The organism is Sorangium sp. So ce381 (assembly GCF_051473845.1).
Classification (GTDB): Bacteria; Myxococcota_A; Polyangia; order Polyangiales; family Polyangiaceae; genus Sorangium; species Sorangium atrum.
This window is the reverse complement of sequence record NZ_CP150336.1, coordinates 2804383-2823829: the sequence shown is the minus strand read 5'-3', so window position 1 is coordinate 2823829 and position 19447 is coordinate 2804383. Positions and strand designations below refer to the sequence as shown.

Annotated in this window: 15 protein-coding genes; 11 read left to right on the top strand and 4 right to left on the bottom strand. The window is 71.5% G+C overall.

Features of this window, described 5'->3' with window-relative positions:
* Positions 1 to 76 precede the first annotated feature (76 nt).
* The gene (locus WMF29_RS10795; protein ID WP_437328760.1) at positions 77 to 1603 is read right to left on the bottom strand and encodes a lamin tail domain-containing protein; all 1527 of its coding nucleotides are present in this window, start codon (positions 1601 to 1603) and stop codon (positions 77 to 79) included.
* 156 nt (positions 1604 to 1759) lie between these two features.
* Between WMF29_RS10795 and WMF29_RS10790 the strand changes: the two genes are divergently transcribed.
* Positions 1760 to 2104, top strand: a complete 345-nt coding sequence (locus WMF29_RS10790) for a helix-turn-helix domain-containing protein (RefSeq protein WP_437328759.1) — start codon at positions 1760 to 1762, stop codon at positions 2102 to 2104.
* Positions 2105 to 2146: 42 nt separating this feature from the next.
* On the opposite strand, the gene scpB is transcribed toward WMF29_RS10790, so the two are convergent.
* Together scpB and WMF29_RS10780 are read right to left on the bottom strand one after the other, a co-directional pair.
* A complete protein-coding gene (gene scpB / locus WMF29_RS10785; protein ID WP_437328758.1) occupies positions 2147 to 3880 on the bottom strand; it encodes an SMC-Scp complex subunit ScpB in 1734 nt (577 codons plus the stop codon).
* Complete coding sequence (locus WMF29_RS10780) at positions 3867 to 5525, bottom strand: segregation/condensation protein A (protein ID WP_437328757.1); 1659 nt, start codon at positions 5523 to 5525, stop codon at positions 3867 to 3869. The genes scpB and WMF29_RS10780 overlap by 14 nt, the downstream gene beginning before the upstream one ends.
* A 125-nt stretch (positions 5526 to 5650) precedes the next feature.
* On the opposite strand from WMF29_RS10780, the gene WMF29_RS10775 reads away from it, so the two are divergent.
* The 4 genes from WMF29_RS10775 to WMF29_RS10760 all read left to right on the top strand — a co-directional run bounded on the left by WMF29_RS10775 (position 5651) and on the right by WMF29_RS10760 (position 10571).
* The gene (locus WMF29_RS10775) at positions 5651 to 7960 is read left to right on the top strand and encodes a serine/threonine-protein kinase (RefSeq protein ID WP_437328756.1); all 2310 of its coding nucleotides are present in this window, start codon (positions 5651 to 5653) and stop codon (positions 7958 to 7960) included.
* Positions 7961 to 7970: 10 nt separating this feature from the next.
* Entirely contained in the window at positions 7971 to 8822 is an 852-nt protein-coding gene (locus WMF29_RS10770; RefSeq protein WP_437328755.1) for a hypothetical protein, read from the top strand.
* Between the two features lie 129 nt (positions 8823 to 8951).
* Positions 8952 to 9800 (top strand): MaoC/PaaZ C-terminal domain-containing protein, encoded by an 849-nt coding sequence (locus WMF29_RS10765; protein ID WP_272101706.1) that lies wholly within the window; start codon positions 8952 to 8954, stop codon positions 9798 to 9800.
* 51 nt (positions 9801 to 9851) lie between these two features.
* A complete protein-coding gene (locus WMF29_RS10760; protein WP_437328754.1) occupies positions 9852 to 10571 on the top strand; it encodes a peptidylprolyl isomerase in 720 nt (239 codons plus the stop codon).
* An 86-nt stretch (positions 10572 to 10657) separates the two neighbouring features.
* Here WMF29_RS10760 and WMF29_RS10755 read toward each other — a convergent pair whose 3' ends face one another.
* Positions 10658 to 11764, bottom strand: a complete 1107-nt coding sequence (locus WMF29_RS10755) for a DUF6599 family protein (protein WP_437328753.1) — start codon at positions 11762 to 11764, stop codon at positions 10658 to 10660.
* A 74-nt stretch (positions 11765 to 11838) separates the two neighbouring features.
* On the opposite strand from WMF29_RS10755, the gene WMF29_RS10750 reads away from it, so the two are divergent.
* Genes WMF29_RS10750 through WMF29_RS10725 form a run of 6 tightly spaced genes read left to right on the top strand, consistent with a single transcriptional unit; the run spans position 11839 to position 19398 of the window.
* Positions 11839 to 12675, top strand: a complete 837-nt coding sequence (locus WMF29_RS10750; protein WP_437328752.1) for a pilus assembly FimT family protein — start codon at positions 11839 to 11841, stop codon at positions 12673 to 12675.
* Positions 12672 to 13274 carry a type IV pilus modification PilV family protein gene (locus WMF29_RS10745; RefSeq protein WP_437328751.1) on the top strand — a complete coding sequence of 201 codons (603 nt, stop codon included), beginning with the start codon at positions 12672 to 12674 and terminating at the stop codon, positions 13272 to 13274. Before WMF29_RS10750 ends, WMF29_RS10745 begins: the two co-directional genes overlap by 4 nt.
* On the top strand, positions 13271 to 14623 hold the full coding sequence (locus tag WMF29_RS10740) for a PilW family protein (protein WP_437328750.1): 1353 nt from the start codon (positions 13271 to 13273) through the stop codon (positions 14621 to 14623). The genes WMF29_RS10745 and WMF29_RS10740 overlap by 4 nt, the downstream gene beginning before the upstream one ends.
* Positions 14617 to 15216: a hypothetical protein gene (locus WMF29_RS10735; protein WP_437328749.1), complete on the top strand. Its 600-nt coding sequence runs from the start codon at positions 14617 to 14619 to the stop codon at positions 15214 to 15216. Before WMF29_RS10740 ends, WMF29_RS10735 begins: the two co-directional genes overlap by 7 nt.
* 16 nt (positions 15217 to 15232) lie before the next feature.
* A complete protein-coding gene (locus WMF29_RS10730) occupies positions 15233 to 18859 on the top strand; it encodes a hypothetical protein (RefSeq protein ID WP_437328748.1) in 3627 nt (1208 codons plus the stop codon).
* Positions 18856 to 19398 carry a hypothetical protein gene (locus tag WMF29_RS10725; RefSeq protein ID WP_437328747.1) on the top strand — a complete coding sequence of 181 codons (543 nt, stop codon included), beginning with the start codon at positions 18856 to 18858 and terminating at the stop codon, positions 19396 to 19398. Before WMF29_RS10730 ends, WMF29_RS10725 begins: the two co-directional genes overlap by 4 nt.
* Positions 19399 to 19447: the final 49 nt, after the last annotated feature.

Below are 19447 nucleotides of genomic sequence, written 5' to 3'. Positions count from 1 at the left end.
GTCCGTCACCCGCTTTGCTCGAATTTTCTCGGCCCCGGGGCGAGTTCGCCCCGCGCGGAGGCAAACTCCCCATCCTTCAGGGGATCTCCTGGTTCATTATGTTCACGCGACCGGGCGTCGGCCAGCTGGTCGTGAAGGAGCCAGCCGAGCCGTCTGGAGCGTGCGGAGCGACGCGGGCCAGGCTCATTCCCGGCTTTGGCGTGGGCGCGGCGGGCGACCTGGACAAGACAGCACCTCCTTGATCCTTCAATTTGAGCGGTTCTCCCGAGTTCGACAGCCCGTGGTTGCCAAGTTTTGGCACGCGGAGAAGAAGCGTCTCGGGAGCAGACGGAGGGTCGAGCTCATCATCAGAAACGTAGTCCTCGTTGACGACCAGAGCGTACGCGCCGGGCATGAGGGAAATAGGGGGCAATTCGGTCTCACCACCCACATCGGCGAGTACAACCCCTGTGAGCTCAGCAGGGACGTCACCGTCATTGTAGAGCTCGACCCACTCCTGTCCTGGCTCCGGCCCGACGGGGTTTGCCAGCACCTCGTTGATGATCACATGGGGCATGGGGGCGAGCGTCATGGCCGAGAACGTCCGGCGCTCCACGACCCCGGCGTTGTCGACGGTCGCAATGGCGAGCTCGACGGGGCTCAAGGGCGGCAGTGGAGCGAGGACGAACGGCTCGCCCGGCGGCACCGCGAGGACTTCGTCGAGCCCCGCGCCCGCGATCGCCCAGAGCAGCGGCGCATCCGCCGAACGAACGAGGATCCGATCGTCGGCGATCTGAGCACAGCCCGGCCCGAGCGCGAGCTCGTCCGGCGCGCACACCGTCGCGATGGCTGGAAGCGGATCCGATTCCAGCACAAACGGACGCGGATCGAGGCTCACCGCCGCCGGCTCTCCCGGGAGCGCGACCGGAGGCCCCACGAGGCGCAGGCCGTCGGTGTCGGGCGGCGCCGTGGCGGTTGGCTCCCCTTCGAAGCGCAGGCAGCGCGCGCCGATGTCGTCGACGGCGCCGCGGCGCAGCTCGCCCGTCGGTCCGCCAGGCGCGAGTGTCGCCGCGGCGACCACCTCCGGGAGGGGCGCGTCGCCGCACCACACCCCCAGGCCGAGGGTCGCGCCGGCGTCGGGCGGCGGCCAGAGCCGTGAGAGCACGGGCGGCGAGCCCTCGGTGGCGATCTGGATGTGGTGCGAGAACACAGGGCTGCCGCTCGCGATGGCGTAGGTCTCCCCGGGCGCGAGCGGGGCGAGCGGCGCCACGGTCAGCGAGAGGTCGCCAGGGGGCGTCCCGTTCAGCCAGGCGATCGAGGGGACGACGCGCTCCGACAGCGCCGTCGACAGCTCGCCTCGCTCAATCTGCCGGAGATGCGCCGCGCTGAGCTTGCCGCGGACGACCAGCGCACGGGCGGGATCGACGCTCTCGAGAGCGGCGCCGGGGAGGAGCACGCGCGCCCGCAGCACCGGAGGCGCGGCGTCCAGCGGCGCGGGGGGCTCGATCTGGAGCTCCGGGCCGGCGTCTGCGGGGCCAGCGACGTCGGCGTCCTCTTCGTCACCGCCCTCATCGAGCTGCGGGGGGACGACGAGCTCCGGCGCGCAGGACAGGGGTGAGGCCACGAGCGGCGCGAGCGCAAGCGGCAGTGCGCGTAACGCGCGGGAGGTCCACGACGGGTGAATCGGGCAACGATGGGTCATGACGCGGAGTTCGGCGGGAGCTCGCGGCCGGTTGCTCGACGTCGCTTTCTTTTTTCGAGGCCGCTACCCTCGCCCCGCATGGCCCCCGAGGACATCAAGAAGCTCCGGCAGGAGCTCGGCTGCACGGCCCGCGAGCTCGCCGGAGCGCTGGGCATCGAGCAGGAGACCGTGCTCGCGTGGGAGCACGGAGATCTCTTCCCCACGAAGCGCTTCGTGGGAATGATGGAGGATCTGCGACGAAGAGGTCCGGAGGCGATCCCCCGCAAGAAGAGGAAACAGGTCGCCGCCTCGCCGCTCCAGATGCTCGCCGATCCCGAGCTCTGGCGGCTCTTCCGCAAGCTCCTCGCCCACCCCGAGCTGAGGAGCGCCGCAACGAAGCTGGCCGAGGCCTATCCCGATCCGACGGATGCCCCACCGCCGTGAGCGACGGGGCGACGCGCTGAACGCTCGGACGAGGATGAACGTTCAGTCATCGTCCTCGTCATCTTCGTCGTCCTCGTCTTCATCATCTTCGTCGTCCTCGTCCTCGTCCTCGTCGTCCTCTGCTTCGTCGTCCTCATCTTCGTCCTCGTCGTCCTCCTCCTCGTCTTCGTCGCCCTCCTCCTCGTCTTCGTCGTCTTCGTCGCCCTCCTCGTCATCTTCGTCGTCCTCGTCTTCGTCCTCGTCGTCCTCCTCCTCGTCTTCGTCGTCTTCATCCTCGTCGCGCTGTTCATCCGCGACATCGTTGGCGTGCTGGAAAGCGTCCTTCTCAGCAGCCTCACCAAGCGCTGCGTCCGCTCCCACGACAGAGATCTCTTCAGGCATTTCGTCTTCCCTTGCTTCCATCGCGACCTCTCCCTCCCGCGGCGCAGCAGACGACGCGCCGACGTCTTCCGATAGGTTTTCCCCCGCACTGGCGGCGACGCTCGTCCGGATCGATCCCTCCGCGCCGGCGAAGCTCTCCTGTCCCGACGTCACCACCCCCGTCTCGGGCGGCTCTTCGCCGAGCTCGCGCTCATAGGCGCGGCGCGACTCGTCGGTCAGCTCGGTGAACTCGCGCAGGGTGGGCAGCTCGCCGAGCGCCTTCAGGCCGAAGAACTCGAGGAACTGCGCCGTCGTGCCGTACAGCATCGGGCGCCCAGGCTCGTCCTTCTTGCCCAGGATCCTCACGAGATCACGCTCCAGGAGCGACTTGAGCGCCGCGCCGGAGTCCACGCCGCGGATCTCGTCGATCTCGGGCCGCGTGATCGGTTGCCGGTACGCGACGATCGCGAGCGTCTCGGTCTGGGCGCGAGACATCTTGACCGGCTTCTGCTCTGTCACCTCGCGAACGAAGGGCGCAAATGCGGCGCTCGTGCGAAAGACATACCCTCCGGCGACCTCGTCCAGGCGAAACCCTCGCCCGTCGTACTCCGCGACGAGCTCGGCCAGCAACTCTCGCACGACGCGGTGCTCTGCATTCGCCGAACGCGCGAGCTCACGGGCCGGCACCGGTCGCTCCGCCACGAAGATGAGCGCTTCCAGCACTCCCTTCAGGTGCTTGCGCGCGACGGCAGAGAGCCCGGGCGCCGTGGCCGCGCTCCGGACAGGAACGTCGGCGCGGCGCGCCGGATGACCGAGCTGGTCCCATGCGCCAGCGCGGAAGCGAGCGACCGGATCTTGCCGCGTCCCTCTCGATGCGCGCGGCTCCTTCTTCCCGCCCCTCGGCCGCTTCGTTCCGCCGAGCCACGCGTGCGCCGCTGCCCTCAGCCGCGCCGGCGTGGCCTGCGCGCTCGCCCTCGCCGGCGTGCCCTGCCCTGTCGTCTTCGGCGCGCGTGGCTCCTTCTTCCCGCCCCTCGGCCGCTTCGTTCCGCCGAGCCACGCGTGCGCCGCTGCCCTCAGCCGCGCCGGCGTGGCCTGCGCGCTCGCCCTCGCCGGCGTGCCCTGCCCTGTCGTCTTCGGCGCGCGTGGCTCCTTCTTCCCGCCCCTCGGCCGCTTCGTTCCGCCGAGCCACGCGTGCGCCGCTGCCCTCAGCCGCGCCGGCGTGGCCTGCGCGCTCGCCCTCGCCGGCGTGCCCTGCCCTGCCGTCTTCGGCGCACGCGGCTCCTTCTTCCCGCCCCTCGGCCGCTTCGTTTCGCCGAGCCATGCGTGCGCCGCCGCCCTCAGCCGCGCCGATGCGCCCTGTCCTGTCGTCGTCTTTGCTATGCGCCGCCGCTTCGCCGCGGCATCAGCCACCGTCACGGCCACTCCCTGCGTCTACCTCATCCACCTCTGCCGGCGGCGCTGCGAAGTCCTCTGCGGCCGGGTGCGCGTTCGGGTCCACGGCAGCATCGCGCTCCGCCTCTCCTGGAGCCGGGTCGGCATCACCTTCCACCGCTTCCACCGCAGGCTCGCCCGCTGGGACGTCGTCCGCACGACTCGTCTCCTCCGCGGCCCCGGGGAGGTCCGTCGCCGATGCTTCGCCGCTCGATTCCTCAGCTGGTTCGGCCAGCTCCGACCACGCCGGTTCGCCGCTCGTTGGCTCAACGGCCTGCGCCAGCTCCGCGTCCCCCGCCTCGACGTTCCTCTCTTCGACGGGCTCGGCCAGCTCCGACCACGCCGGCTCGCTGCTCGACTCCTCCGCTGCCTCCGCGGGCTCCGGTTCTGCCGCCTCGGCGCTGACGTCCTCCACCTGCTCCACGGGCTCGACCGGCTCCAGGCCGTCCGGTGCGACGCTCGGCGCCCCCGCGGGCTCCGCTCCCGACGGCGCTCCGCTCGTCGGCTCGGCCGGCTCGACGAGCTCCGGCCCGGCCGGCTCGCTTCGCCCCACCTCGACGGCCTCCGCCATCTCGCCCTCGGCGGCAGCAGGCGGCGCTCCTGCCTCCTCGCTCCCCGCCGTCTCGATCCGCTCCGCCGCCGGCGCGCCGTCCTCGGAGCCGTCAAATGCCATCGGCACGCCGTCCTCGGAGCCGTCAAACACCACCGGCGCGCCATCGGCGACCGCGAGCTGGATGTGAATGGGCGCCAGCGGGTCCGTCTGGTGGACCCGGATGAGCCTCAGCTTGCACATCTCGAGCACGGCCAGGAACGTGATCACGACCTCGAAGCGCGGGATCACGCCCCCCTTCGAGACGCTGTCGAGCAGCAGATCCTCGAACCGCATGGCGCGCCGCGCCGAGAGCTTCTCCGTGAGCTCGACGATGCGATCCGTGATGCTGATGCGATCGAAGACGACCTCATGATCGATCTGGACGTTCGTCCGCTTCAGCACCCGCTCGAAGGCGTCTAGCAGGCTGAAGATCGCCGTCTGCGCGAACGGAGCCGGGCCCTTGGGCACCTCGCTCTCGCTCATGCCGCGCGTGAACACGTCGCGCCCGAGCGTCCCGCGCTCGGCCAGGTCGGCTGCGGCGACCTTGTACTTCTGGTACTCAAGGAGCCGCCGGACGAGCTCCGCCCGCGGATCCTCCTCCTCGCCCGGCATCCCGTCGTCGTCCTGCCCCGCAGGCACGCTCGGCAGCAGCATCTTCGACTTGATGTGCGTCAGCGTCGCCGCCATCACGAGGTACTCGCTCGCGAGGTCGATCGACAGCGACCGCATGAGCTTCAGGTACTCGAGGTATTTTTCCGTGACGAAGCTCACGGGGATGTCGAGGATGTCGAGCTCGTGCTGCTGGATGAGGTGAAGCAGCAGGTCGAGCGGCCCCTCGAACGTGGGAAGCGTGACGACGTACTCGCCCTCGCGCGGCCCTGCGTCGGCCGCCGGCGAGGCGATCTCCCGGGCCGGCGAGGCGACCTCCCGGGCCGGCGAGGGGGCGGCCTGGCGCGCGGCGGGCGCAGGGGCGGCACCCGCGTTGCCGCGCCCTCTGCCGTTGCGCGCCCGTGCTGCACTCGCCTTGGAACCGCTCACGCCGCGACCGTAGTCGCAAGGCGCCGGTCGGTCCACGTCCGAGCGTCCTCGGGCGCCGCGGCGCGCCGAAACGCCGCTCCGTCCGAGAATTTATGGCGGGAGCGGTGCTAGGATCAGCGCCGTCGATGGAGCCGTCCCCCGCGAAGAGCTGCCCCTCGTGCGGCGAGCGCTACGACGCGGGCGTCCTCTATTGCCCGCGCGACGGCACCCCGCTCGCGAGCTCGCGCAAGAGCCCCACGTTCGGCGCCGCGGAGCGCGACCCGTACGTGGGCATCACGCTGGGCGGGCAGATCCAGACCCGCCACCTCATCGGCATCGGCTCGATGGGCCGCGTCTACCGCGCTTTCCAGGCCGGGATCGAGCGCGATGTGGCCGTGAAGATCCTCCACCGCGAGCTCAGCAGCAACGCAGAGCTCGTGAGCCGCTTCCACCGCGAGGCCAAGATCGCGAGCCGGCTGGTCCACCCGAACGTCGTCCAGGTCCTCATGACCGGGAGCGTGCCCCCGATCGCCGACCCCCGGATCGGCGGCGAGCTCTACCTCGTCATGGAGCACCTCGACGGCATCTCGCTGCTCTCCGCGCTCGCCGCGGCAGGGGCAGGCGGCGAGAGCGAGGCGCTGCCGCTCCCGAGGGCGCTCCACATCGCCCTCCAGGTGTGCGACGCGGTCGGCGAGGCGCACGCGCAGGGCATCGTCCACCGGGATCTCAAGCCCGAGAACATCATGCTCGTCCGCCGCAGCGAGGACCCGGATTACGTGAAGGTGCTCGACTTCGGCATCGCCCGCCTCGACTGGGCCGACAAGGCGATGACCACCCAGGCGGGGCTCATCTTCGGCACCGCCAAGTACATCTCGCCCGAAGGCGCCGAAGGGCAGCGGGTCGGTCCGCCGGCGGACGTCTACTCCATCGCGACGATGCTGTACCAGTGCCTCGCGGGGCGCGCCCCGTTCGAGGGCGACTCGCCGGTCGCACTCCTCGTCCAGCACACGCACGCCCCGCCGGCGGACCTGCGCAGCATCGCGCGCTCCAGCTACGTGCCCGAGCCCATCGCGCGGATCGTGATGCAGAATCTCGCCAAGAAGCCCTCGGACCGGGCCCCCGACGCGCGCGCCCTCGGCCGCGATCTCGCCCTCGCGGTCCGGGCGAGCGGGCTCGACCCCGAGGAGATCGCCGCCCAGCCCGGGCTCCTGCGCGCCAGCGCGGTCATGAAGCTGGCCTCGAAGTCGCGCACCAAATCGCTCGATCTCTCCCCCGCGCTCGCCGCCCAGATCGGCGGCATCGCCGCGCCGACGCTCGAGAGCGCCCACATCGGCGACCTCGAGCCCCGCCTCCCGGGCGGCGATGCAGCGCGCTACAGCGACCCCGCGTCGCATCGCCGCGAGGAGGAGCGCTCCTCCTCCAGCGGCGCCGAGCGCGCTTCACCCAGCTCGTTCAGCTCGGCGCCCTCGTGGACCACGCCGCTCGCAGCCTCGTCCCAGGCCGAGCGGCCCTCGAGCGGCGCGCGGTTCGGCGGCGCGCTCGCCGAACCGGCGGAGCGGCTCGACGCCGGAGCGCGCGCATCGTGGAGCCCCGCTCGCCACGGCGGCGCGGCGGACGAGCCCGCGCGCACGGCGATCGGCCTCGGCATCGATCCCATGCGCGACGCTGCGCCGGTCCCGTCGACCATGCAAGGCGTCGAGTCCGCCGCGCGGCCGCTCCCCCGTCGGGCGATGATCGCGCGCGCGACCGCCCTCCTCGCGTGCGCCAGCGCGGTGGGGTTCGTCGTGTTCCTCGGCGGGCGGCACCTCGGCGCCTTCGGGGGGCCGTCCGCGCGCGACACCATCGAAGGGCACATCGAGCGCGCGCGCGACTGCATGGGCAGGCACGCCTGGGACACCCCGCCCCGCGAGAACGTCAAGGAGATCGTCTCGCAGGCGCTCGCGCGGTGGCCAGGAGACGCGCGCCTCGCCGAGCTCCGCCGCGAGTCGTCCGAGCGCATCGTCGCCGACGCCCTCGGGCGGAAATACGCCGGCGACAAGGCCGGCGCCATCCAGCTTGCGAAGCTCGCGCTCGAGCTGCAGCCGGCGCTCACCACCGCCCAGCACCTCGTCGCCGAGCTCTCCGGGGGCCCGCCGGGCGCCGCCCCGGCGCCGCCCCCTCAGGTCGCTCCACAGAGCTCGGGGACACAGGCCGCAGGCGCAGACCGCAGGCCTGCGCCGCGCCGCCCCGCGCCGGCCGAGGGCCGCGGCGCTCCTCAGGGGCAGCCGCCGGCGCCCGTCCCCCGGGGCGCGCCGGCCCCGTCCCCGACGCCGGGAGGCGCGGGTTCGCCCAACAGCACCGGCGCTGCCTCGCCGCCGGCCAGCGCCGCACCAGCGCCGGTCCTGCCTCCCTCGCCGCCGCCGCTGCCCACGGACGCCGCCTCGCCGCTCCCCTCGTCGACGGGTCCATGGCTATAATCCAGAGAACGTGAGTCCAGGCGGCCGGTACCCGACGTCGCAAGCGCCCTCCGACGCCCGCGCCGGGCAGGGCGGCCGGGCAGCGCTGGCGGGGCGTGACAGCGCGCGAGCGACGAGCGTGCGCTCGCGCGGCGCCGCGTGCGCCGCCGCGCTCGCCGCGCTCGCCGCGCTCCTGATCTCCACCCCCGGCCGCGCCGACGAGAGCAGGGCCGCCCGCCGCGCGGTCGCCGCGCGCGAGCGCGGTTTCCCCTACACCATGGTGGAGGTGAGCAGCGGCGTGATGACGCTCCCTGGCGCCGACGTCTGCCCCGTCTCGGTGTCTCCGGGCGCCTGCGAGCAGGGCGAGACGAGCGTCTCCCTCGGCATCCACAACCTCTACCGCTGGCGCGACATCGGCTTCGGCGCAGGCATCTTCTGGGCGGCGACGCTGACCTCCGACGCCGCGCGCGGCGCGCGCGGCCTCGAGCGCGATCACGCGCGCAGCTACTTCATGCTCGATGGGCTGTTTCGCTATTACGCCCTCCGCATCCACAGCTCGGAGTGGTGGGCCGGCGTGACGATCGGCGGCGTCGTCGTCAACGACTCGTGGTCGGTCGAGGCCGATCGCAACCCCTACTCGGACACGGCGTATGTCGGGCCCAGGGCGGCGACGATCGGCACCGAAGGCGTCGCCGCTGGGCTCGCGTTCGGCGGCGACTGGGCCTTCGCCGACAACTGGAGCGTCGGGAGCCACATCCGCTACTCGAGCTGGTTCCTCCCCGAGAAGCGCAAGGTCTCCCCGACCGGCGATCTCGCCTCGCTCTCCCAGCGCGTCGACATGTTCAACATCGGCGTCCTGATCGCGTACCGCCTCGCGCTCTGACGCCGCGCCGGGCGCGGCCGGCAGCGCCGCACGCTGTGACGCCGCGCTCCGCTCGGCGGGCGGCAGTTGACGCGACATCGCCAGGTCGGTACGCCTGCCCGGCCGTTTCCATCCTGCGAGGAGCCCCCGATGCCGCTGAATCTCTCGAAGGTCGGCTACACGACCCAGCCCAGCGCGTTCACCTTCAACTGGAAGACCCTGGCCACCTACGCGCTCGGGATCGGCGCCAAGCGCGAGGAGCTCGAGTACCTGTACGAGGGCACGCCGGGCGGCATGAAGGTCTACCCGACGTTCGGCGTGATCCCCTCCCAGGGGACGGTGTTCGAGGCGCTCGAGGCGGCCGGGGCCGAGCTGGCGCTCATCGTCCACGGAGGGCAGACGCTCCGGGTGCACCGCCCGCTCCCGACGAGTGGGACGCTGTTCACGACCGCCACGCTGACGGGCATCTACGACCTCAAGAAGTTCGCGCAGGTGATCGTCGAGACGAAGACGACGCTCGACGGCGAGCCGCTCTTCGACACGGTGTGGTCGATCATCGTGCGCGGCGTCGGCGGCTTCGGCGGGCCGCGCCCGCCGCACGCCGAGTCGGAGGCCCCCGTGCCGAAGGACCGCGAGCCGGACTGGGTCGTCGAGCAGGCGACGACGCCCGAGCAGGCGCTGCTGTACCGGCTCTCGGGCGACGACAACCCGCTGCACGCCGATCCGGAGGTCGCGGCGAAGGCGAGCTTCACGCAAGGCCCCATCCTGCACGGCCTCTGCACGTACGGCTTCGCGGCGCGGGCGATCATCCAGAAGGCGGCGGGCGGCGACGCGAGCCGGCTGCGGGCGTACGGCGCGCAGTTCCGCAAGCCGGTGTGGCCGGGCGACACCCTCATCACGCGGGGCTGGGCGCTGGCCGGCGGCAAGGTCGCGGTGGTCACCTCTGTCAAGGAACGCCCCGATCCGGTGCTCACGAGCGCGTGGGCGGAGATCGGCTGACGGCCGGCGTGGTCGCGTGCTAAGGGCCGGGGCCCGGATCAGGGAAGCTTTATGAGCAAGACGAGCGAGAAGGACAGGGCCAAGGACGACGAGGACCTCGACGACGAGGCCGGGTCGGCCGACGAAGGCAACGACGACGGCGAGGAGGAAGAGGCGAAGGCCACCGCGGCCCGCGGCCGTGGCCACGGCCACGCGCACGACGACGACGACGCAGAGGACGACGGCTCGGAGCCGGAAGATCCGTACTGGTGGGCGCCGCACGCCGTGCTGAGCGCGCTCGTGCTGATCGGCCTCCTCGGCTTCTTCGGCATGTTCAACACGACGCCGCTCGCCCGGCTCGCGGCCCCCGTCGCCCCGGAGCCCGACGAGCACGAGCACGCCACCGCCGCCGCTCCGCCGCCCGCTCCCACGCCCCGCCCTGCGCAGGCGGCGCAGGCGCCGAGGGAGATGTTCGGCGCGAAGCACCTGCTCGTCATGTACAAGGGGAGCCGCCGAGCGCCCCCGACCATCGAGCGCACCAAGGACGAAGCCAAGGCCCGCGCGACCGAGGCCATGACGAAGGCCAAGGCCGATCCGAGCAAGTTCGCGGACATCGTGAAGGAGTATTCGGACGAGCCGGGCGCGGACAAGCGCGGCGGCGACCTCGGCAAGTTCCCGAAGGGCGCGATGGTCCCGGAGTTCCAGGCGGGCCTCGAGAAGATCAAGGTCGGCGAGGTGAGCGACCTCGTCGAGACGGCCTTCGGCTACCACGTCATCCTCCGCACGCAGTGAGCGCACGGCGCCGCCCGGGCCGCGGCGCGCGGCGCGCGGCGCCATAGCGTCGCGAGCCCCGGGCGGCTCGACCGCTCCCGCTGCGGTCAGCGCGCGGGCGCGGTGACGAGCTTCTTCAGCCTCGCCGTCTTCTCTTCCTTGGTCAGCGTCAGCTTGGCGTGCTCGTCGGCCGTCATGCCGTTGCGGAGCACGCGGGCCTCGTCGCCGATGCCGTAGACGGTCTTGTCGGCGCGCGCGAACACCCACTCGGTCGCGGAGCCCTCGCCGTCCTTGCTCATGAGGCGCACCGAGCCGTCGCCGATGCCCTTCTCCCTGGCCGCGCCCGGCAGCTTCGCCAGCGTCGACACCACGTCCTTGGCCTGGTCGACGTCGCCGCGCACGACCGCGACCACCCGGTAGCGCTTGTCGACCTCCTTGTAGTAGCCGAACGCGCCGGGCCCAGCGCCATCCACCCCGAGCACGTCCTTGGTCTCGTAGCGGATCCCGAGCGGGATCATGTTGTCCCTGGGCAGCGCCGCCGCGGCGGGCGGCAGCGACGGCTCGCCGGGCAGCTTCGCGCCCATCTCCTTCACGAGCCCAGGCAGGACCTTCTCGCTCGACGACTTGAGCGCCGCCTCGGCCAGCGCCTCGTCGTTGTAGGTGATCTCGGCGAGGTACTGCCCGCGCCAGAGGTACGCGTTCCCGACCCCCATCGCGGCCGCGCCGCCCCCCTCGATCGGGCGCGGCGTCGCCTCGTCGGCGGGGTCGCCGTCGCCCACGGTGCGCTTCGTGAACATCCCGTAAGCGCCCTCCGTGGATCCGAATTTCGAGAGGTGGACGTCGACGGTCGCGGAGCCGCCCTCGCCGCTCACGTACCGCGCCTCGACGACCCGCCGCACGCCGAATCCCTTGTAGATCTCGCACTCCCCGTCGAACATGTCGCAGATGCTGTCGAGCGGCAGGGGCGCCGATTCGCCGAACGTCTTCTCCCCGCCGTTCGGGTCGAGGCAGAATCCGCCCGTCGTGCGCGGGAAGAACGGCGCGCTCGCCGCGTCGCCGATCGTCCCGCCGCCGCCGGCGCAGGCGGCCGGCTTCGCGGCCGGCGGGGGCGGCGGCGGCGCGCCGAGGGGCTCTTCCTTCTTGCTGCAGCCCGAAGACAGCGCGGCCGCGAGCGCGCCGGCCAGCAGCGCGCAGCTCCACGCAGGGGAGCGCAACGGCCTCCCGGAGCACGCGCGCGCCGCGCGGCTCGCGCGAGTCGTGCGAGTCGGAGCTGACGCGCTGTGGTCCAATGGGCCTCTCGGTGAACACCTTTCAGGCGGGAATCGCATGGCCCGTTCGCCTTGCACCTTTTTTCATAGCGCCGCAATCGTTAGCGCCCGCGGCGAATCGCTTTGAGAGATTCACCATGAAATTCAATGGCTTAGCGCATCCCGTCGAGGGCATGCAGCTTGCCTTTGCCGAGGCTTTGGTGCGCCCTACCTCCTGTTCGCGACGTCCTCCTCGTGATTCCGAAAGGCCGCGGGCTTGCTCTCCGGGGCAGCGCGCGCTGCGCCGCCGTGGCGCGCGCGGCTTCACCCTGCCGGAGCTGCTCGCGGTGGTGGTCCTCATCGGCATCCTGGCGGCCGCGGCGTCGCCGAGCTTCGTGAGCGGCATGCGCGATCGCCGCGTGAACCGCACGGCGATGGAGATCAGCGGCATCTACCGGCTCGCGCGCTACCAGGCGATCGGGCGCGGGACGGCGGTCCTCGTGCGGTGGACCGCCTCGACGGGCGAGTTCCAGGTGCGGCAGGCGCAGGTCGATAGCACCGCCGCCGGCCCGATGATCGCGAAGAGCTGCCTCAGCGTCGTCGACTGGATGAACGCGGCCGAGACCGAGCCGGTCACGACGTTCCACACCGAGGGCGTCGAGCTGGCGTCGATGCAGCTGCTCGATCCCACCGGCACGGCGCGCGCCGACGCCGACGTCTGCTTCACGCCGCGCGGGCGGACGTTCGTCCGCTACGACCCCAGCACGGGGTTCGCGCCGCTGCTCGGCGCGCTCCGGGTCAACGTGACCAACACGAGGACCGGCCTCCTGCGCTCGGTCTTCGTCCCGCCGAACGGCGTCGCGAGGCTCGGGCTGTGAGCGCGGCGCGTGCGAGGAGGGCGGCGAGCCGCGGCTACACGCTCATCGAGGTCATGGCGGCGCTCGGCGTGCTCGCGATCGGCGCCACCGGCGTGCTCGCGCTGCAGAAGGCGACGCTCATCAGCAACACGAACGCGCGCAACCTCGCGATCGCCAACAGCATCGCCATGACCTGGGCAGAGCGGCTGCGGGTGGACGCGCTCCAGTGGAACGATCCCATGCGGGTGCCCGACATCAGCAGCGATACAGACTGGCTCGCGCTCAGCGCCACCGCCCCGTTCACGAAGGTGACCCCCACGGAGATCGCCGCGCTCGGGTCGCCGAGCGCTGACGTGCTCGGGGCCGACATCTACACGGGCGACGCGTCGCCGTCCGCGTTCTGCACGCACGTCCGCTTCAGCCAGTTCACCGATCCCGTGTCAAGCGCGCGGATCTGGGACAGCCTCATCCGCGCCGAAATCCGCGTCATCTGGGAGCGCAACGGGAACCCGATCGACTGCGGGGTCGACCCGCTCGACGTCGACGCGAACCCGGGGCGCTTCGGCGCGGTCTACCTGACGACCGGCGTGCTCCGGAACACGAGCGAGGACAGGCGATGACGACGAGCCGACGCACCACCCACCGCGTGCGAGCGGGCGCCTCAGGACAGCGAGGCTTCACGCTCGTGGAGCTGCTCGTGGCGATGGCGGCCGGCCTCGTCGTGTCGCTGGCGGCCTTCCTGCTCTCGAAGAACGCGACGCGCTTCTTCCAGAACGAGGCGAGGGCCTCCGCCTCGCACCTCGCGGCGACGATCGGGATGAACCGGCTCACCGCGGACCTGCAGCGCGCGGGCTATCTCTCGTCGCCCAACATCCTCCTGGACCCGGAGGTCTGTCAGGTCCCGGCCTCGCCGGTCGGCCTGCGGCGGCTCGCCGGGATCTCGATCTTGCGTCAAGGGTCGGAGTTCCTCCACGGGACGGAGCTCAGCCAGAGCATCGCCAACGGGCTGCACCCCGACTCCATCATCATCGGCGGCAGCTTGAACAGCACCGAGCTGTTCGAGTTCAGGAAGATCAGCGATGAGTCGGGCGACTGGATCGTCGAGCTCAACCCGAGCAGCACCGCCGTGCAGCGCACGCTGGAGCGCGCGCGGGGCGGCGGGCAGAGCCTGACCCAGATCTTCGCTCCCCACCGCTTCCTGCGCATCATGGTCCGCGGTCAGGAGAAGTTCCTGTATGGCGTCATCGATCAGGTCAACGTGGTCGGCGATCCGCCCCTCGAGATCCGCATCACGCTGAAGGCTGATCCCGGCCTGCCGACGCTTGTCGGGCTCGCCGATTGCGGCGTGACCCCCGGCGGCTCCACCGGCGACGGAGGATGGGTGAACGTCGTCTCGCGCGTCCGCTACGACATCCGGAGCCTCGCCGGCAAGGGGACGGCCTACGACCCTCTCGTGGCGCCTGTCACGCCGGCGCTCACCGGCGACAACGGCCGCACCGAGCTCGTGCGGGTCGAGCTCAACGAGAACGATGTGGAGCTCCCGGACACGCTCGAGCTCATCGCGGAGTACGCCGTCGATCTGAAGTTCGGCATCTCCGTCGCGCAGGAGAGCACCACCCCTGGAGTGACCAATCCGCAGATCACGCGGTATCCCATCATGGCGACCGACAACGCGCTCGTGTACAGCGCCGCCGCCGCGATCGATGCTGGACCGCCCGGCACGCCGCAGCGCGTGCGGGCGGTCCAGGTCCGGCTCTCGACCCGCACCCGGGCGCCCGATCGCGACGTCGGTCTCCCCGTCCCCGTGGGCCCGGATGGCCGCAGGCTCAGGTTCCTGATCCCCGGCATCGTCGCCAGCGCCAACACCTATGGGAACACGGCGCCCTCGGGATCGCCGCCTGTCTATGCCCGGATGCGCACGCTCTACGCCGACATCGCGCTCCCCAACCAGGCCTACGTCCAATGGTGAACGCAAGCATCGCCCGGTCCCGCCGGCGCTCCCGCGAGCGGGGCGCCGCCGTCTTCATCGTCGTGCTGGTCATCACGATGCTCACCGCCATCGGCCTGTTCGCGGCCCACGCGGCCACGCTGTCGACCATCGCCAGCGGCCACGAGCGCCGGATGACGCAGACCCACTACCTCACCGAGTACGCGATGCAGCTGGCGATCGCCGAGATCGAGCAGAAGGGAGGCCTGGAGATGATCCCCAGGTCGACGACCTGCTCGGTCGCCACCAACGAGTGCTGGCCGCTCCTGCCGCACACGTTCGGCGCGGCAGAGCCGCTCCTGGAGCCACCCACGGCCGGCCCGCCGGAGACGCCCGGGAGCCTTGGTCGCGCCGCCGTCCAGTGGATCGCCAAGGTGGAGATCACTGATAAGATAAGGCCTGCGATAGGGAACCGCGCCGGCAGCGACATGGGCGGCCCGAACCCGGTGAGCGTCGATTACTGCACGGTCACCATGAGCGCGCGTCTCATCGCCTGGCCCGGCGGCTCTGCCATCGCGACGGCGGGCAGCCAGGAATCCATGTCCGTCGTTGCCGATATCCTTTGCTCGAAGTGACGAACCGGAGCGCACGATGCGAAACCTGACGAAGGTCCTTGTCACCATGAGCTCCGCGGCGACGCTCGGCCTCGTCGCGGGGCGCGCACGCGCGCAGGCGATGGATGTGGAGCCGCCGCTGCCCAACGTGCTCTTGCTTGTCGACACGTCGGGCTCGATGGAGAAGACGGTGGCGGGCGGAGAGCCGGACTGCAACCCGGGCACTCCCCCCGCCTCCGAGGCCCTGAAGAGCCGCTGGACGAAGCTCGTCGAGTCGCTCACGGGCCCGATCCAGAACTTCAGCTGCGTCGCGCAGCCCCGCACGGGCGCCGCGTTCGTCAACGAGTTCAGCCTCGGGGGAGAGCCGCCCTACGACAGGAACTACTACATCCCGTTCCACCGCATGATCTCGGGCCACTGCACGAAGGGCCCGGGGGCGACCTACGATCTGGTGGGAGAGCACCGCTGGGACAACGCGGCCACTCCTTGTACGACGCCGTTCACGCAGCTCAACGCCGGCCTGCTCGACGTCTATCAGGATCGGATCCGGTTCTCGCTCATGACGTTCGACACGCTCCCGGACGCGAGCACCGGGCTCCTCTCCGGCGCTCCCGATCCGGTGGGCGGCATCGAGGGGATGTGGAGCTACTTCCTCGGGTTCGAGAGCGGCGCGGGATACCCGGCGCGGGGCAACCCGCCCGCCTGCGCTGCCGCGGACATGGAGGTCGGCGCCAGGAACCCGTCCGCGCCGCTCTGGGAAGGGCCGCTCATCCCCTTCCCGACCTACACGGCGGACACCACCGAGATCCGCAGCGTGAACGAGAGCATCCAGAACGCGCTCATCGCGGCGCGCCCCTACGGCGCGACGCCGCTCGCCGGGATGCTGTCCGACGCGCGCGACTACATCCTGAACGAGGCCTCGACCTGGAAGAGCCGGCCGCTCGGGCCGCGCGACGATCCGTTCATCAGCGGCGGCTGCCGCAAGACGTCGATCGTGCTGATCTCCGACGGCGAGCCGAACCTCGACCTGCGCCCGAGCTGCGCGCAGGGGCCCGGCCCCGGCCCCGAATTGACGGGCTGTCCCTACGAGGAGCCGCAGGTCATCGCGCACTCGCTCAACACGCACGTCAACCCGAACCGGCGCGTGCCGACCTATACCGTGGGGTTCGGCCTCTCCACGGAGGCGGGCGTCGACTGCTCGACGATCTCCTCGTCCGATTTCCTGGCGGGAGGGCGCTGCGACGGCGCGTCCGGCGCGCTCAAGGCGTGCTGCACGCTCTCGCGCATCGCCATCGAGGGCGGGACCGACCGCGGCTACTTCCCGAACGACGCCAACGAGCTCTCCGCGGTGATGTCGCGGATCTTCGCGCAGATCGCCGCGAACTCGACGAGCCGCACCCTCCCCGTCTTCGCCAACGCGGCCACGACCGCGAACACCGGGAGCACCGCCGCGGGGGTCGCCTACCAGTTCGCCTCCTCGTTCAGCCCGCCGCCGGACGGCTCGCTCTGGAGCGGCAACCTCGAGCGCAAGCGCTTCGTCTGCGAGGCCGTGAGCGGCGTCATGACGACGCAGCTGGAGGACATCGATCCCGGCAAGGGCGATGACTTCGCGGCCAACGTCAACTCGAACACCGGGCAGCCGCGGCGGTTCTTCACCGTGATCGGCGACCTCGACACCACCGCGCAACGCATCTGGTCGAGCCGGAGCATCCGCCCCGCCACCGTCGCCACGGACGGGCTGGGCAGCTACACGGGCACGATGACCAACGGCGGCGCGCTCGCGCCGGGGTCGACCTTCGCGAGCGCGTTCTCCAGCGTGTCCCGCGCTCTCGACCTCGATCCCAGCGCGGCGATCCCGCCGCAGTGCTCGGGCGGGCTGCAGGCGACCAACGCCGGCGACTGCGCCCGGCGCCTCATCGAGTGGGAGGTCGGCGAGCCGATGCCTTCGGGCGTCGCCTCGCGCGACGGCAACGAGCTCGGCAGCATCTATCACTCCACACCGGTCGTCGTGGGGCCGCCGAACGACTACATCCCTGACGAGTCCTACCGGGCCTTCGCGGAGCACCCCGATCAGAAGGCCCGACCGCTCGTGCTCTACACGGCGACCACCGACGGGCAGCTGCACGCCTTCCAGGTGACCGCGGCGAACACGGCGGACGTGCTCAAGGTGGACAAGGTCGAGAACAACGAGCTCTGGTCGTTCCTGCCGCCCCACGTGCTCCCCCGGCTGCTCGCGACGTTCAATCAGCAATCGCTGCTGCTCGACGGCGCGCCCGTCGTGAAGAACGTCGTCTTCGAGCGCACGTCGGCGCAGGTGAGCAGCGCCAACGCGACCTGGAGCACCGTGCTCCTCGCCAGCGGCGGCGCGGGCGGCAGCTTCTACTACGCGCTCGACGTGACGAACCCCCGTGCTCCGCGGTTCCTCTGGCAGCTCTCCACGGACAACGCCGGCAACCCACTGTTCGGCGACGCGGCGCCGACGCCGGCGATCGGCATGGTGGAGATGGAATCCGGCGGTCAGATCAAGGAGATCGCGGTCGCTATCCTGCCCGGCGGCTCTGCTCCGCTCGACACGAGCCAGCCCGCGTGCAACCGGCAGAACACGACGCACCCGCTCTTCTATCCGACGGGCACCCTGGCGGTCCGCGACTCGGTCCGGTGCTGGGGCAGCGCGGGCAGCGGCGGCCCCGTCGGCCCGTCGCGCTCGCTCACGATCGTCCGGCTCGACACGGGCGAGATCATCCGCACGTTCCGGGGCCGCGTCGACGAGGCCCCCGGCGGGATCGGCTCGCGGACCACGCAGGTCGACTTCGACTCGCCGATCACCGGCGTCCCCGTGCCGTTCCCGGCGGGCGTCGGCGAGGTCGCCGAGCGCATCTACGTCGGCGACGCCGACGGGACGCTCTGGCGCGTCAGCCTGACGAGCACCAACCCGGACAACTGGACCGTGGACCTCGCCTGGGACGCGTACTCGTTCCCGACCGACACCGCAGCGAAGAGCCAGCCGATCCAGACGACGCCCATCGTGAGCACCGATCCGCTCGGCAACAAGGTCATCCTGTTCTCCACCGGCGATCAGGAGGCGTTCACGGCCAGCGGCACCATCGAGACGCGGGTCTGGTCGATCACCGAGCGCCCGCACAACAGCAGCCTCCGCTTCAGCGAGAACTGGGTCGTCCCGTTCACGGGCGGCCAGCGCGTGACCGGGCCCATCTCCCTCTTCAACGGCTGCGCGTACTTCGCGACGTTCACGCCCGTCGCGCCCGGGACCTACGCGTGCGCGGACGGGCGCGGCGCGATCTGGGGCGTCGACTACCTGCTCGGCGCGGCGGGGACGCCGGCCGCGTACCCGAACGCTTGCCTCGTCGTCGATCCGCTCGCGCCTCCCGAGCACTTCGAGCTGCAGTCGCCGGGCACGATCGTCTTCGGCGTGGCCGTGACCCAGAAGCCGACCTGCACGGAGACGGAGAACTACACCGATCCGTACTTCGGCCCGCAGACGATCGTCCGGCAGTCCACCCCGCCCGAGTACCAGCTCGTGTTCCACACCGGCGCCGCGGGCGACGCGGACGCCCAGGGGGGCGCGACGCGAACGAGCACGAGGACGCTGCAGCGGCCGCGCAAGGTCGTTAAGATCGACTCGTGGGCCACCCTCATCGAATGACACGAGCCGGCCTGTCGCGCGCCGCAGGCGCGCTCACCGCGCTCGTCGCGTGTGCTTCGGCCGCGCCCGCCTGCCGCAGCGACGCCGGCGGGCCGGCGCCGGCGCCGCAGGCGAGCGAGGCCGCGGCCCCGAAGCCGCCGGTCGACCAGGCGCTGCCGGGCGAGCTCGCCGAGGGGGCCGAGCAGGCGTTCGGCCTGCCCATCCCGCGCCGCATGAAGGTGCGCGCGCGCTTCTCCGATGCCGTCTTCGCCATCGGGGAAATCCCTGCCGAGCGGGTGGCGAATTACGTGCGCACGCGCGTCCTCGCCGGAAATGTCGAGACCGGCCCTGCGAAGACGATCTTCTCGCGCGCCACCGTGAAGAGCGCGCCGCAGCGGATGATCCGGATCGAGGTCGTCTCGCGCGCGCACACCTCGGAGCTCGTCGTCCGCGATGAGACCCGGCCGCCTGCGGAGCAGGGCCTGTCGGTCGAGGAGCGCTGGCGCCGCAGCGGGCTCACGCCGGACGGCAAGGTGATCGATCCCACCCGCCTCGAGTGAGCGCGACAGCGGCGGCCTCGACCTCCCGCGCCGCGGGGGCCGCTGCGCC